Raw genomic sequence first — 13,101 nt, 5'->3', positions numbered from 1 at the left:
AAGGGCGAGTACCGATCTAGACCGTCAGCCGCAGGGTGGAACCGGTCCGAGCCTTGACGACGTTGAGCTTGGTCGGGACGCGTTGCCGCAGCTCGTCGACGTGGGAGACCACGCCGACGACGCGGCCGCCGTCGCGGAGGTCGTCGAGGATGCCCATGACCTCGTCGAGGGTGCCCGCGTCGAGGCTGCCGAAGCCCTCATCCACGAAGAGGGTGTCCAGCAGCGCGCCGCCGCCGCTCTCAGCCGCGACCACGTCCGCCAGGCCGAGCGCCAGGGCCAGCGAGGCGATGAAGGACTCGCCGCCGGAGAGGGTCTTGGCCGGGCGGGTCTGGCCGGAGTAGTCGTCCAGGACGTCCAGGCCCAGGCCGCCCCGGGTACCGAAACGGCCCGCCTGCTCGGAGTGCACGAACGAGTAGCGGCCCTGGGACATCCGGCGCAGCCGCAGGCTCGCGGCGGAGGCGACCTCTTCGAGCCGCGCGGCGAGCACGTACGAGCGCAGGGACATCTTGGTCGAGTTCTGGCCCCGGCCGTTGACCACGTCGGTGAGCGCGTCCAGTTCGGCGAACTCGGCTTCCTTCGGTGCCAGGCGCTGCCAGGCGGTCCGCAGCCGGTAGCCCAGGGCACCCACCTGCTCGACCCGCGACGCCGCCGCCCGTGCCGCGGCGACCGCGTCCTCCGCGACTTCCCTGGCCTCGCGGGCCGCCTCGATCCGGGGGGTCAGGTCGACGTCCTCGTTCTCGTCGATGCCGAACAGGTCCGGGTCGGCCAGGGTGGCGCGGTGCTGCTGCTCGGCCTCCTTCGCCTCGGCCAGGCGCTCCCGCAGCTTGGCCACGACGGTCTCGGGGCGGGCCGACGTGTGCGCCTCGGCGAAGTCGGCGAACCCGGCGCCGGACACGGTGTCCGCCAGCGCGTCACCCTGCTCGCGGACGCGTTCGCGCGCGGTCCGGGCGGTCGTGTGGGCCTCGACCAGCGCGTCGACGGCCGCGGCGGTGGCCAGCAGGTGGTGGCGGCGGTCGGCGACGGTCGGGTGGTCGCCGCGGCCCCGCTCGATCTTGTCCGACCGGGTCTGGACGAGCTGCGCCAGCTCGGCGGCCTCGGTGGTCAGCCGGGCGATCTCACGCTCCAGCTTGGCGCTTTCGTCGCGCAGGGCGTCGTGCGCCCGCTCGGCTTCCCGCACGGTCCGCTCGAACCCGACGAACCGCGACGCCAGGCCGTTCGCCGACTCGAAGGCGTCCTCGGACTCGGCGTGCGCCGCCGCGAGGTCGCGGTCGCCCCAGACCGCGAGCCGGTCGACCAGGGTGGTGACGGCCGTGCGCGCTTTCTCCACACGGGACACTGCGATCTCGCGCTCCCGCAATGCTTTCTGCTCAACGGTCTGCGCCGCTCGCTCGTCCGTCGCCGTGGGCCGGTCGGCCACCGCGAACGCGGGCGCGGGGTGTTCGTCGCCGCCGCAGACCGGGCACGGATCACCCGGGACGAGCCCCGCCGCCAGTTCGGCGGCCATGCCGTCCAACCTGGCCTGGCGCAGTCGGAGCACCTCGTCCCGCGCGGCCTGGTGCGCGTCGACGGCGGCCCGGCCGACGTCCTCGGCCATCCGCAACGCGGACTCGGCCTTCGGCAGGTTCGCCTTGTCCGCCAAGGCGGCGGCGAGTTCGGCGCGCCGCTTGCGGAGACCGTCCAGCATGGCGCGCGCGGTGGTCGCGTTGGTCAGGTCCTCACGGGCCCGCGTGAGCCGCGCCGGCATCTGCGCGAGCCGCGCGCCGACCTCGGCCGACCGGGCGCGCACGTCCTCGGCCTGCTCCCCCAGCGCGACCAGGCGCTTGCGGTCCACGCGCTGCTGCTCCGCCTCGGCGACCAGGGCCGCGAGCCCGCCCGCTTCCTCCCGGAGCCCGCCCGCCGCCTCCCGCAGGCGCGGCAGGCCCGCGTCGGCGTCGGCGAACCCGAGCGCGGTCGCCTTGTCCGCCAACGCTTTCACGACGTCGTCCGCCGCGTCCGCCCGGCGTTCCAGGCCCATCAGCGCGTTGGCCGCCTCGACGACCGGCACCGCGCGCTCGGCGGCGGCCAGTTCCTCCGCCCACGCGGCGCGCGCGGTCGTCTGGTGGGCCAGTTCGTTGAGCCCGTTGATCGCCCGCTGCGCGCGGAGCACCCGGGACGCCAGCTCACGACCTTCGGCCAGCGCCTCCTCCGCGCGCTCCCGCCGGGCGGACGCCTGCGCGGCCACCGCGGCGGCCAGCGCGTCCGCTTCCTCGGCGGTCGTCATGATCCCGTCGACCCAGGCCGGGTCCGGCTCGTCGGGCGGCTCGATCCCGGCCGCCTGGGCGAACCGCGCCACCAGCTCGCGGGAGCCAGCGCGCGCGTTGTCCAGCGCCTGCCTGCGTTCGCGGCGCTGTTCCTTGAACCACTGCTCGACGCGCTCGAAGTGCTGGGTGCCGAACAGCTTCTCCAGCAGGTCTTCCCGCTCGCCCGTCGACGAGCGCAAGAACTTCGCGAACTCCCCTTGCGGCAAGAGGACGACTTGGAAGAACTGGTCCTTGGTCATGCCCAAGAGGCGCTCGACCGTGCGCGCGACCTCATCGATGCGGGTGACGCCTTCCGAGCGGTGACCGGACGGGGACGCACCCACCCACACCAAGGATGCCTTGGCGTTTTGCTTCGTTGTGCCGCCACCGCGCCTCTTGGGACGTTCGTACTCGGGGCTGCGGGTGATGCGTAGACGGTGGTGTTGGACTGTCAGCTCAAGAGTGACCTCGGTGTGCGTATCCGGGTCCGCGTAGTCGCACCGCAACCTCTTGGCGTCCGCGCGCGCACCGGGCACGGCGCCGAAGAGAGCGAAGGCGACCGCGTCGAGCAAGGTTGTCTTACCGGCGCCGGTATCCCCGTGGAGGAGGAAAAGCCCTTCGGCGCCCAAGAGGTCGAAGTCGACGGTTTCCTTGTTCGCGAAAGGTCCGAACGCGCTCAGCTCCAGGCTGTGCAGCCTCACTCGGGCTCCTTCCCGGCGACGGCGGCCAGCGCCTCCCGCAGCAGGTCCCGCTCGGCCTCGCTCGGCGGGCTGTTGCGGGTGTGGTCGACGAAGCAGCAGGCGATTTCCTCGTCCGAGCGGCCCTTGACCGTCTCGGTGTAGCGGTGCTCGGTCGGGCGCCCACCCTCGGGTTTCCAGTCCAGGTGCAGGGCGTGCGGGAAGCGGTCGCGCAGCCTGCGCATGGCGTCGAGGGGGCGGACCCGGTCGGTCAGCTCGACGGTCAGGAACTTGTCGACCTCGGGTTCGTGGGCCGGGTCGCGCAGCAGGTCGTCGAGGTCGCCGCGCAGGGAGCCCAGGGCGCGCGGGACGGGGAGTTCGCGTCGTTCGACGCCCGCGAGGCCGCGCGCGTCGAGGTCGACGAGCCAGACCGACTTGCGGTGGCGCGCCTCGGAGAACGAGTACGCCAGGGGGCTACCGGAGTAGCGCAGGTGCGCGCCGAGCGTCTGCGGGCCGTGCAGGTGGCCGAGCGCGGCGTAGTCGACGCCGTCGAACAGGGCGCTCGGCACGTGCGGGACACCGCCGACGGCGATGGTGCGCTCGGAGTCGCTGGCCTCGCCGCCGATGACGAAGGCGTGCGCGAGGACGACCGACCGGGCGCCCCTGGCCGCGATGTCGGCCTTGACGCGGCGCAGGGCCTCGCCGAGGACGGCGGTGTGGCCGCGCTGGTCGCCGTCGAGGCCGAGGGCGTGCCGGGCGGGTTCCGGCTCGAGGTACGGGATGCCGTAGAAGGCGACCGGGCCGTGCGCGTCGGGGATGAGGACCGGTTCGTGCAGGTCGGCGATGGCGGTGCGCAGGTGCAGGCCGCCCGCGCGGGCGAAGGCGGCGAACGCGCCCAGGCGCGGCGCGGAGTCGTGGTTGCCGGGGGTGATCACGATCTGGGCGCCCGCCCGCGCGATCGCGGCGAGCACGCGGGCGCACGCGTCGACGGCCTCCGCGGAGGGGACGGCGCGGTCGTAGAGGTCGCCCGCGACGACCACCGCGTCGACGCGCTCGTCGGCGACCAGGTCGGCCAGGCCCGTGAGCACCGACTCCTGCTCGGCGAGCAGGTCGCGGCCGTGGAAGGTGCGCCCCACGTGCCAGTCGGAGGTGTGCAGGACCCGCATGGCGCGCCAGGTTATGCCGATCTTGCCCCCGATCGGGGGAGGCTCGCCGCTCGAACGCGCGTTCGACGCTGGTTCTGTCGGGGGAATGCTGTAGAGATCTTCAGTGGGGACTACTCGAGCTAGGGAGGTGTTGGGGTGACCGCCGTGTTGGGCACGGTCGTGGCCGTGCTCGTGCTGCTGCTGGTCGGCGCCGCCGGGCTGTTCTGGCGGCTCTACACCGACGCGGTGCGCCGGGGCGACGCCGCGCGCGCCGAGGTGGCGGCCGAGCGGGCGCGTTCGGACACGCACCAGTTGGCGCTGCGCCGGTACGAGGTGGCGTTCGCGTCGATCAGCGGGCGCGGGGAACTGGGCGAGCAGGTGCTGGTGGAGACCGCGCGCGCCCTGGGCTTGCGCGAGGGCCTGCACTTCACCCTGCAAACCGACGTCGCGGGCGGCGGCGCGGTCCGCCCCGACCTGCTGCTGGTCGTCGACGGCGACCGCCGGGTCCCCGTCGACGCGAAGATGAGCATGGCCTGCTGGGCGGAGGCGATCGAGACCGACGACGCGGAGGAGCGCCTCGACGCGTTGCGGGTGCACGTGCGCAACATCCGCTCGCGCGCGGCGGAGTTGGCGGGCAAGGGCTACCAGCGGTGGGCGGACGCGATCTACGGGACGGTCATGTTCGTCCCGTCGGACGCGGCCGTGGTCGCCGCGCTCGACACGGATCCCGAGCTCCTGCGCTGGCTGCTGGACCGGCGGGTGTTCCTGTGCGGTCCGACGGGCTTCGCCGTGATCGCCGCGGCCGCCCTGTTCGCCGCGACGGAACGCACCATCGAGGCGGACGTCGCCGCCGTCCGCTCCACCGCCGAATCCGCCCACCGGGCCACCTCGTCGGCCATCGACGCCCTCAACCTCACCAGCACCCACCTCCAGCGCTTCCTGTCCGCCCGCAGGCGGGAACTGGACGCGCTGGAGCAGCTGCGCTCCACGATCACCCCCCTCACCAACGCCGCCCCGACCCCCGCGCCCCTCCCCACCCTGCGCGTCGTGGACGAGCCCTCCACCAACGGCCACGCGTTGGGCGGTGAGCCCAGACCGACCTGAACCGACTGCCCTCGGGGTACCCGAAGACGCGGCTGCACGGGCACAGTTGCCCGCCTTTCCGGGCACGGTCCCGACCACCCGGTGTCGTCGTACGGGGCGACCGGCCCGGAGGTTGCTGAGAGCACTGCCACCCGAGATTTCCTTGAGGGTGCCGGTGGTGCGGAAGTGACGCACTAGTAGCCCAACCGGGTGACAAGTCGGACAAAGTGAACACGGAACCGGTGTCTGAGATCACAACAACGGGTGATCCCGGCGATTTGTTGCGGACGACAGTCGTCAGAGGTGTGACGTGACGGACTAACGTGTGCCGGGTGTCCGCGAGCCGTGATCTAGACGATGACCGCGCCGAGCCCGCGTGGGACGAGCGCCCGATCCTCGGTCGGTCGCGGGGCCTGCCGTGGTGGGGCGCGGTGCTGCTCGCCTTCGGCCTCAGCGCGGTCGCCATGGTGGTCGACATCCAGCAGCACAAGAGCCTGCCCGTGCAGGAGCAGAACAACCTGGGCGCGCTCTTCCAGATCACCTTCGTCGTCGCCTGCGTGGCGGCGGTCTGCCTGGTGCGGCGCAGCAGCCTGTTCGCCCCGATGGTTCAACCACCGCTCGTGTTCGCGGTGGTAGCGGTCGTCGGCAAGCTCGCGCTCACCAACACCGGTGGCGGCGGCCTCAGGCAGGTCGTGCTGACCGTCGGGCTGCCCCTCACCAGCAGCTTCCCGGCGATGGCCTGGGGCACCGGCATCTGCGTCGTGCTCGGCGTCGTCCGGCTGTTCACCCAGCGCGACCCGAACCCGCCGACGCGCCCGGCGAGCAGGCGCCCGACGGACGACCGGCCCGCCCGCACCTCCGGCTCGTCGGACCGCCCCGGTTCCGGCCGCAGCGGTGCCGACCGGCCGCGCTCCACCGCCCCCCGCACGGGTTCGGACCGCCCCGGCAACTCCCCGCGCCAGGGCGAGCGGGGTGGATCGGACCGCGCGAGCGACCGCCGCACCGCCACCCCGAGCAGGCGCCCCGCGCCGCGCAGCGCCGACGAGCGCTGAGCGGGTACCCCCGAGAACGACGAAGAGCCCGGTCGGTCAACCGGGCTCCAGCGTCACGGACAAGCAGCGCCACCACAGCGGATTTCTCCACTGTGGACAGTCCTCAGCGAGCGGGCTTCAGGTCCCGCCGCAGCTCGGGCGGCAGCGCGAAGGCCACCTTCTCGTTCGCGGTGGTCACCTCGTCCACATCGGCGTACCCGCGCTCGGCCAGCCACACCAGCAGGTCCATCACCAGGTTGTCCGGCACCGACGCGCCACTGGTGACACCCACGGTCGTCACACCCTCCAACCACGACTCCTGCACCTCGTGCGCGAAGTCGACCAGGTAGGACGCGTTCGCCCCGGCCTGCACCGCGACCTCGACGAGCCGCTTGGAGTTGGACGAGTTCTGCGAGCCGACCACGATGACCAGTTCGCACTGCGGCGCCATGGCTTTCACCGCGACCTGGCGGTTCTGCGTGGCGTAGCAGATGTCGTCGCTCGGCGGGTTCTGCAGGTCGGGGAAGCGCTCGCGCAGCTGGTCGACGCGCTCCATCGTCTCGTCGACCGAGAGGGTGGTCTGCGACAGCCAGATGACCTTGGCCGGGTCGCGCACCACGACCTTGTCCACGTCCTCGGCGGTGTCCACCAGCTGCACGTGGTCGGGCGCCTCCCCCGCGGTCCCCTCGACCTCCTCGTGCCCCTCGTGCCCGATGAGCAGGATGTCGTAGTCCTCCTTGGCGAAGCGCTTGGCTTCGAAGTGGACCTTGGTGACCAGCGGGCAGGTCGCGTCGATCGTGCGCAGGTTGCGGGACGCCGCCTGCTCGTGCACCGCGGGCGAGACGCCGTGCGCGGAGAACACCACCATCGCGCCCTCGGGCACCTCGTCGGCCTCGTCGACGAAGATCGCGCCGCGCTCGCGCAGCGTCTCGACGACGTGGCGGTTGTGGACGATCTCCTTGCGCACGTACACCGGCGCCCCGTAGGTCTCCAGGGCCTTCTCGACGGTGATCACCGCCCGGTCGACACCGGCGCAGTAGCCGCGCGGCTTGGCGAGCAGGACCCGCTTGGTGGGGGCAGTCATGCCCCCAGGGTACGGCGCGCCCCGATGTGGCCCGGGCCTCGCTGTGCAGATCGCCGCGACTCGGGCAGGCTTATCCCCATGAACACTCTCCCCCTGCCGCTGCGCGTCGCGGCCGGGCTGGCCGCCACCGCCGTCGAGCGGGCCCGTGACCTGCCGACACGGCTCGCGGGCCTGCCGGTGACCGTGGTCAGCCAGGCGTTGCAGGCGTCGATGCGGGTGCAACAGCACGTCACCGAGTTGGCCATCAAGGGCGACGAGGTGCTGGCCGCGCTGCGCCCGGTCGAGGAGAAGCCCGAGTGGGCGACCTTCGACGAGGACGTCGACGACACCGAGGGTGCGGACGGGCACTACCGCCCGCCGTTCGACCGGGTCGCGGATGACGCCGACGCCGACGCGGCCGAGTCCGACGACTTCGTCGAGGTCGCGCAGGACGACCCCGCGGCCGTCGAGGAGCTGTGGGACGAGCGCCGCGGCCCGGAGTCGCTGCCGAACTACCACGACCTGTCGCTGGCCCAGTTGCGCGCGCGGCTGCGCGGTTTCACGGTGGAGACGCTGGAGGAACTGCTCGCCCACGAGCGGGCAGGCGAGAACCGGCCGCAGTACGTGACCATGTTGACCCGCCGCATCGCCACCGTCCGCGACGCCGAGGCGAGCGCCACCGAGGAAGTCTGAGAACACCGCACACGTGAGCGCCCCCACCCCAGAAGAGCCCTGGCCGGTCCGCACGGTCGCCCGCAAGATCGCCGACTGGGTCCACCGGCTGGGCACGGTCTGGGTCGAGGGCCAGGTCACCCAGATCTCCGCCCGTCCGGGTACCGGCACGGCGTTCCTCACCCTGCGTGACCCCGCCGCGGACGTGTCGATGACCGTCACCTGCGCCACGCAGATGCTGCGCAGCCACGAGCCGCCGCTGACCGACGGCGCGCGCATCATCGTGCACGCGAAGCCGACCTTCTACCTCAACCGCGGCACGCTCAGCCTGCGCGCCGACGAGATCCGCGCGGTCGGCATCGGCGAACTGCTGGCCCGCATCGAGCGGCTGCGCAAGCTGCTGGCCGCCGAGGGCCTGTTCGACCAGCGGCGCAAGCGCAGGCCGCCGTTCCTGCCGAAGAAGGTCGGGCTGATCACCGGCCGGGCGTCGGCGGCCGAGCGGGACGTGCTGGCCAACGCGAGCGCGCGCTGGCCCGCGGTCGCGTTCCGGGTGGAGAACGTGGCGGTGCAGGGCGCGATGGCCGTACCGCAGATCCTGGACGCGCTGCGGGTGCTCGACCGCGACCCCGAGGTCGAGGTGATCGTCATCGCGCGCGGCGGCGGCAGCGTCGAGGACCTGCTGCCGTTCTCCGACGAGGCGCTGTGCCGGGCGGTGTCCGACTGCCGCACGCCGGTGCTCAGCGCGATCGGCCACGAGCCGGACACCCCGCTGCTCGACCACGTCGCCGACGTGCGGTGTTCCACCCCGACCGACGCGGGCAAGCGGGTGGTGCCGGACGTCGCCGAGGAGTCGGCCCGGGTCCGCCAGCTGCGCGACCGGGCCCGGCGGGCGCTGCACGGATGGGTGGATCGGGAGCTGCGGGTGCTGGCGCAACTGCGCAGCCGACCTGTGCTCTCCGACCCGCTGACCCCGCTGCGCAGGCACGCCGAGCAGGTCGATTCACTCGTTGGGCGGAGTCGGCGGGCGCTGCAGTCGCGGCTCGCGGAGGAGCGGGCGGCGCTGACGGCTACACGTGCCCGCTTGACGACCTTGGGGCCAGCCGCCACTCTTGCCCGAGGGTACGCGGTCGTACAGCACACCGGTGCCGACGGGACTCCCCGGGTTCTCCGCACGATCGAGGACGCGCCGGAGGGCGCCACCGTCCGCATCAGGCTCGCCGACGGCGCCCTGCACGCGGTCGTGACCGGCGACCGGGAAGCGGCAGGCGAAGGGAGGTAGCGGTGCGCACGTATCGTGAACCCACGTTCCTCCCGCTCACACTGTCCACGGTGGGCGCGGTGTGCCAGGCGGCGGAGTCGGCCCGCGCGGTCCAGACCACCGCCCGCCGCGCCGATTCGGCCGCGGCCGAGTGCTGGGCCGCCCTGCTGGCGGGCTGCGACGCGCCCGGCCGCCACCAACTCCCCGGTAGACTGCGCGAACTGTCCGAGGCCACCTCGGCCTACGCCGGGCAGTCCTGGTGGCAAACCGCGGGCGCGTGCCACCGGGGCCGGATCGACCGGGCCCGCGCGCGCATCGAGGAAGCCGTCGCCGAACGCGACGGCGCCGACTTCGCGGAGGCCTTCGTCGGCTACGACCAGGCGGTCGCCACCGCGCTGGCCGGTGCCCACCAGGCCACCCACCGACTGGAGACGCAATCCCGGTGACCGACCCCGGCTACGAACAGGCCCGCGACGAACTGGCGGCCGTGGTCGCCAAACTGGAAGCGGGCGGCCTGTCCCTTGAGGACTCCCTGACCCTGTGGGAACGCGGCGAGACCCTGGCCAAGATCTGCGACCGCCACCTCGCGGGCGCCCGCGAACGCGTCGAGACGGCGCTGGCGGCGGCGGAGGCCGACGACTCCAGGTAGTGACCGGAGTCACATTTCACGCCGGGTGCTGCTGAGCGCACTCCAGGTCATGACGACCTCCGACCCACCCGCCACGGGCCAACCGGTGGCGCTGCTGGTGACCTCGATGCTCGCCGGCCTGGGCACCCTCTTCGCGACCACGGGCTCCGAACGCGTCACCCTCGTCGCCGCACTGGTGGTAGCGGCCATCGTGCTGGTCGCGATGATCACCGGTACGGGCAGTCGCGCGGCGGAGGACGCAGTGGACGGTTTCGACGACTTCTACCTGGCCTGGTGACCCAGGCTCGTCGCCGTCCTGATCGGTCGCGGCCACACTCCGGCGATCGCGGCGGAGGCGGCCGACGACGCCACGGCCGAGCTGTTGACCTCCTGGGACGACGTCGAGCACCCCAAGGCTTGGACGCTGGTGGTCGCGGGTCGGAAAGCGACGCGGCTGACCGGCGAGCCGACCCGCGAGGTGACCGAGTCGGACGCGGTCGCCCCGGAGGGGTCCGGCCTCGTCGACACGCGGCTGGCGGTCCGGGAGGCGGTCGCGGCACTGCCGGACAAGCAGCGCGAGGTCGTGCTTGGACTTGGCCGGTCTCAACCCGGCCGAGATGGCCGAGCACCTGGGGGTGCCGTCGGAGCAGGTGCGCAGCAACCTCCGACACGGACGAAAGCGCTTGCGCCAACTGCTGGGAGACGACCGGTGACCGACGAGACCACACCCACCGAGGTCGTCGCCTGGTTCAACGGCCTGGTCGCAGACCAGTCGGACGCACTCCGGGACCGCCTGGACCTGGTCAAGCTGAGGGCCGCCCGGCGCGCGACCGCCCGGCGGATGCTGACCGCACCGGACGGGCTGCTGTTCCGGCAGGCCATGGCCGAGGTCGCCCGCTTCTTCCGCGACCCGGACCGCGGCGAGGTCACCCTGCGCGGGGTGTGCCACCAGACCGGGGTACCCCTCAACCAGGCCCGGGCCGCGCTCCGGCTGTTCACCGAGTCGGGGATGCTCACGGAGCGGGTGGAACCGAGCGACAGCGCCAACACCCCGGCGCTGCGCTACTACGCGCTCGCCCCCGACGGCGGCGCACTGGCCAGCGAGGTCGTGGCGCAGGCGGCCACGACCGTGTAAGTCACCACCGAACGAATCTCCATCTCGATGATGACCTGCTGGTGGACGCACCGGGTTCCGATTCGCGACGTCCGGTCGTCACCGCGATCGCGCGGTGCCCACACTTCCAGACCTGTCGATACCTCCGACCAGCGGCGTTCGTCGACGAATCACCGTGATCAACAAGGCGCGTCGGCCGCCTTGTTGCCGTGGCGATCGACCTCACCCCGGCACGCGCTCGAACTGCCCGTTCTCCAGCCATGGTGCCGACCGCACCCAGAAGCCCGACCTGACCACCTAGGCCGTGCTGGCCGTCGCCAAGGTGCGGAAGTCGTTCTCCGAGCCGGTACCGGTGATCAACAACCGCACCCCGTCGACGTCCGCCACCCACGCCTTCTCCGCGCGCCGCCCCGGGAACACGGTCCACTGTGTACCCGACACGTCCACCGTCCCCGTGGCCCCCGCGCCCTCGCCCGTCTCGCTGGCCACCAGCGGCATGATGTCCGCGTCCGACTGGCTCAGCTGCATGAACTTCTCCGGCGTCAGCCACCCCGCGCGCACGACCCGCCCGCTCGGCTCGACCTTGCCGCTGGTGAAGCTGTTCCCGCGCCACCCCTCGGGCACCGCGGGCACCCGGACCCGGAACGGCTCCTTCGCCCGACTCAACGAAGCCGCGACGTCGACCTTCGGGGCGGTGGCCGGGTCCGAGACCGGGGTGCCGGGGCTGAACGAGCAGCCGCGGTTCAGGAACAGGATGGCGCCGATGATCACGAGCAGGGCCAACAGGGACAGCAGCATGTCCCGGGGGCCGTGGGTCAGGCGGTTGGAGGCCACCCGGACATGGTCGCAGGCCCCGCCGGGTGACGAGGCGCACGGCCCGCTCCATAGCCAGGTACACACCCTGATCTGGGAGGATGCGGATTGGTCTGCACAGCGCAGGCGCCCCACCGCAAACCGGGAGGCAAACACCCATGAGCACTCCGTCCACCGCCGCGCGACACCGGGAAGCCCCCGACCGCAACCTCGCGCTGGAGCTGGTCCGGGTCACCGAGGCGGCGGCCATGGCCGCGGGCCGGTGGGTCGGTCGCGGGGACAAGAACGGGGGCGACCAGGCGGCCGTCGACGCGATGCGCAAGCTGGTCGGCACGGTCTCCATGCGCGGTGTGGTGGTCATCGGCGAGGGTGAGAAGGACGAGGCGCCGATGCTCTACAACGGTGAGGAGGTCGGCAACGGCGACGGGCCGGACTGCGACGTCGCGGTCGACCCGATCGACGGCACCACGCTGATGTCCAAGGGCATGCCCGGCGCCATCGCGGTGCTGGCGGTGGCCGAGCGGGGCGCGATGTTCGACCCGTCGGCGGTCTTCTACATGGAGAAGCTGGCCGTCGGGCCGGAGGCGGCCGACGTCGTCGACATCACCGCCCCGGTCGCGGAGAACATCCGCCGCGTGGCCAAGGCCAAGAACACCGACGTCTCCGACGTGACGGTGTGCATCCTCGACCGGCCGCGGCACGAGTCGCTGGTCCGCGAGGTCCGCGAGGCGGGCGCGCGCATCCACTTCATCTCCGACGGCGACGTCGCGGGCGCGATCTCCGCCGCCCGCCCGAACACCGGCGTCGACCTGCTGCTCGGCATCGGCGGCACCCCCGAGGGCATCATCGCGGCCTGCGCGCTCAAGTGCATGGGCGGCGCGATCCAGGGCCGCCTGTGGCCCAAGGACGCCGAGGAGCGCGCCAAGGCCATCGCCGCGGGCCACGACCTCGACCGCGTCCTGCACACCGACGACCTGGTGCGCGGCGACAACGTCTTCTTCTGCGCCACCGGCGTCACCGGCGGTGACCTCCTGCGCGGCGTGCACTACCGATCGGGTGGATGCACGACGCAATCCATCGTCATGCGCTCCAAGTCCGGCACGATCCGGATGATCGACGGTTTCCACCGGCTCACCAAGCTGCGGGAGTACTCCTCGGTCGACTTCGACCGCGAAGAGACCGCCGACGGCAACATCCCGCCGCTGCCGTAGTGGCGAACACCCCGGCGCGTCCCCGCGCGGACGCGCCGGGTAACGGGTTGGTTGCGTGGCACAACCCGGGCGGGTGGTGTGACGTCGTTATGCGCGATGGGTCTGGCTTCGGGACCCCTGGGGAAGG

General features: G+C 72.6%; 13 protein-coding genes. 9 read left to right on the top strand and 4 right to left on the bottom strand.

Translation table 11 applies throughout. The features are described 5' to 3' along the window. Positions 1-16: 16 nt before the first annotated feature. Entirely contained in the window at positions 17-2,980 is a 2,964-nt protein-coding gene (locus tag V5P93_RS04565) for an AAA family ATPase (protein ID WP_104477031.1), read from the bottom strand. Beyond that, the gene (locus V5P93_RS04560; protein ID WP_104477033.1) at positions 2,977-4,122 is read right to left on the bottom strand and encodes an exonuclease SbcCD subunit D; all 1,146 of its coding nucleotides are present in this window, start codon (positions 4,120-4,122) and stop codon (positions 2,977-2,979) included. Before V5P93_RS04560 ends, V5P93_RS04565 begins: the two co-directional genes overlap by 4 nt. Before the next feature lie 135 nt (positions 4,123-4,257). Here V5P93_RS04560 and rmuC point away from each other — a divergent pair, with 135 nt between their 5' ends. Next, positions 4,258-5,205, top strand: a complete 948-nt coding sequence (gene rmuC / locus V5P93_RS04555; protein ID WP_104477034.1) for a DNA recombination protein RmuC — start codon at positions 4,258-4,260, stop codon at positions 5,203-5,205. Between the two features lie 311 nt (positions 5,206-5,516). Further along, complete coding sequence (locus V5P93_RS04550; protein WP_104477036.1) at positions 5,517-6,236, top strand: DUF6542 domain-containing protein; 720 nt, start codon at positions 5,517-5,519, stop codon at positions 6,234-6,236. Positions 6,237-6,339: 103 nt separating this feature from the next. On the opposite strand, the gene V5P93_RS04545 is transcribed toward V5P93_RS04550, so the two are convergent. Continuing rightward, the gene (locus V5P93_RS04545; protein ID WP_374066425.1) at positions 6,340-7,350 is read right to left on the bottom strand and encodes a 4-hydroxy-3-methylbut-2-enyl diphosphate reductase; all 1,011 of its coding nucleotides are present in this window, start codon (positions 7,348-7,350) and stop codon (positions 6,340-6,342) included. A 27-nt stretch (positions 7,351-7,377) separates the two neighbouring features. Here V5P93_RS04545 and V5P93_RS04540 point away from each other — a divergent pair, with 27 nt between their 5' ends. The 6 genes from V5P93_RS04540 to V5P93_RS04515 all read left to right on the top strand — a co-directional run bounded on the left by V5P93_RS04540 (position 7,378) and on the right by V5P93_RS04515 (position 10,971). Next, positions 7,378-7,971: a lipid droplet-associated protein gene (locus tag V5P93_RS04540; protein WP_104477040.1), complete on the top strand. Its 594-nt coding sequence runs from the start codon at positions 7,378-7,380 to the stop codon at positions 7,969-7,971. A gap of 13 nt (positions 7,972-7,984) precedes the next feature. Continuing rightward, positions 7,985-9,229: an exodeoxyribonuclease VII large subunit gene (xseA, locus tag V5P93_RS04535; protein WP_104477041.1), complete on the top strand. Its 1,245-nt coding sequence runs from the start codon at positions 7,985-7,987 to the stop codon at positions 9,227-9,229. A gap of 2 nt (positions 9,230-9,231) precedes the next feature. After that, entirely contained in the window at positions 9,232-9,654 is a 423-nt protein-coding gene (locus V5P93_RS04530; RefSeq protein ID WP_104477043.1) for a sugar ABC transporter substrate-binding protein, read from the top strand. Beyond that, positions 9,651-9,857 carry an exodeoxyribonuclease VII small subunit gene (locus tag V5P93_RS04525; protein ID WP_104477044.1) on the top strand — a complete coding sequence of 69 codons (207 nt, stop codon included), beginning with the start codon at positions 9,651-9,653 and terminating at the stop codon, positions 9,855-9,857. The genes V5P93_RS04530 and V5P93_RS04525 overlap by 4 nt, the downstream gene beginning before the upstream one ends. Positions 9,858-9,906: 49 nt before the next feature. Next, positions 9,907-10,134 carry a hypothetical protein gene (locus V5P93_RS04520; RefSeq protein WP_146107920.1) on the top strand — a complete coding sequence of 76 codons (228 nt, stop codon included), beginning with the start codon at positions 9,907-9,909 and terminating at the stop codon, positions 10,132-10,134. A 411-nt stretch (positions 10,135-10,545) separates the two neighbouring features. Continuing rightward, positions 10,546-10,971 carry a hypothetical protein gene (locus tag V5P93_RS04515; protein WP_104477049.1) on the top strand — a complete coding sequence of 142 codons (426 nt, stop codon included), beginning with the start codon at positions 10,546-10,548 and terminating at the stop codon, positions 10,969-10,971. Between the two features lie 276 nt (positions 10,972-11,247). On the opposite strand, the gene V5P93_RS04510 is transcribed toward V5P93_RS04515, so the two are convergent. Beyond that, positions 11,248-11,784 carry a DUF4245 domain-containing protein gene (locus V5P93_RS04510; protein ID WP_104477051.1) on the bottom strand — a complete coding sequence of 179 codons (537 nt, stop codon included), beginning with the start codon at positions 11,782-11,784 and terminating at the stop codon, positions 11,248-11,250. Positions 11,785-11,921: 137 nt separating this feature from the next. Here V5P93_RS04510 and glpX point away from each other — a divergent pair, with 137 nt between their 5' ends. Beyond that, the gene (gene glpX / locus V5P93_RS04505; RefSeq protein WP_104477053.1) at positions 11,922-12,974 is read left to right on the top strand and encodes a class II fructose-bisphosphatase; all 1,053 of its coding nucleotides are present in this window, start codon (positions 11,922-11,924) and stop codon (positions 12,972-12,974) included. Positions 12,975-13,101 lie beyond the last annotated feature (127 nt).

Source organism: Actinokineospora auranticolor, from assembly GCF_041897805.1.
In the GTDB taxonomy this organism is placed as follows: Bacteria; Actinomycetota; Actinomycetes; order Mycobacteriales; family Pseudonocardiaceae; genus Actinokineospora; species Actinokineospora auranticolor.
This window is presented reverse-complemented; position numbering and strand designations above follow the sequence as displayed.

Excerpts from the sequence above, each read along its gene's own strand:
- V5P93_RS04520 (WP_146107920.1), top strand. The coding sequence starts at position 9,907 with ATGACGACCTCCGACCCACCCGCCACGGGCCAACCGGTGGCGCTGCTG.
- V5P93_RS04560 (WP_104477033.1), bottom strand. The coding sequence starts at position 4,122 with ATGCGGGTCCTGCACACCTCCGACTGGCACGTGGGGCGCACCTTCCAC.
- V5P93_RS04540 (WP_104477040.1), top strand. The coding sequence starts at position 7,378 with ATGAACACTCTCCCCCTGCCGCTGCGCGTCGCGGCCGGGCTGGCCGCC.
- glpX (WP_104477053.1), top strand. The coding sequence starts at position 11,922 with ATGAGCACTCCGTCCACCGCCGCGCGACACCGGGAAGCCCCCGACCGC.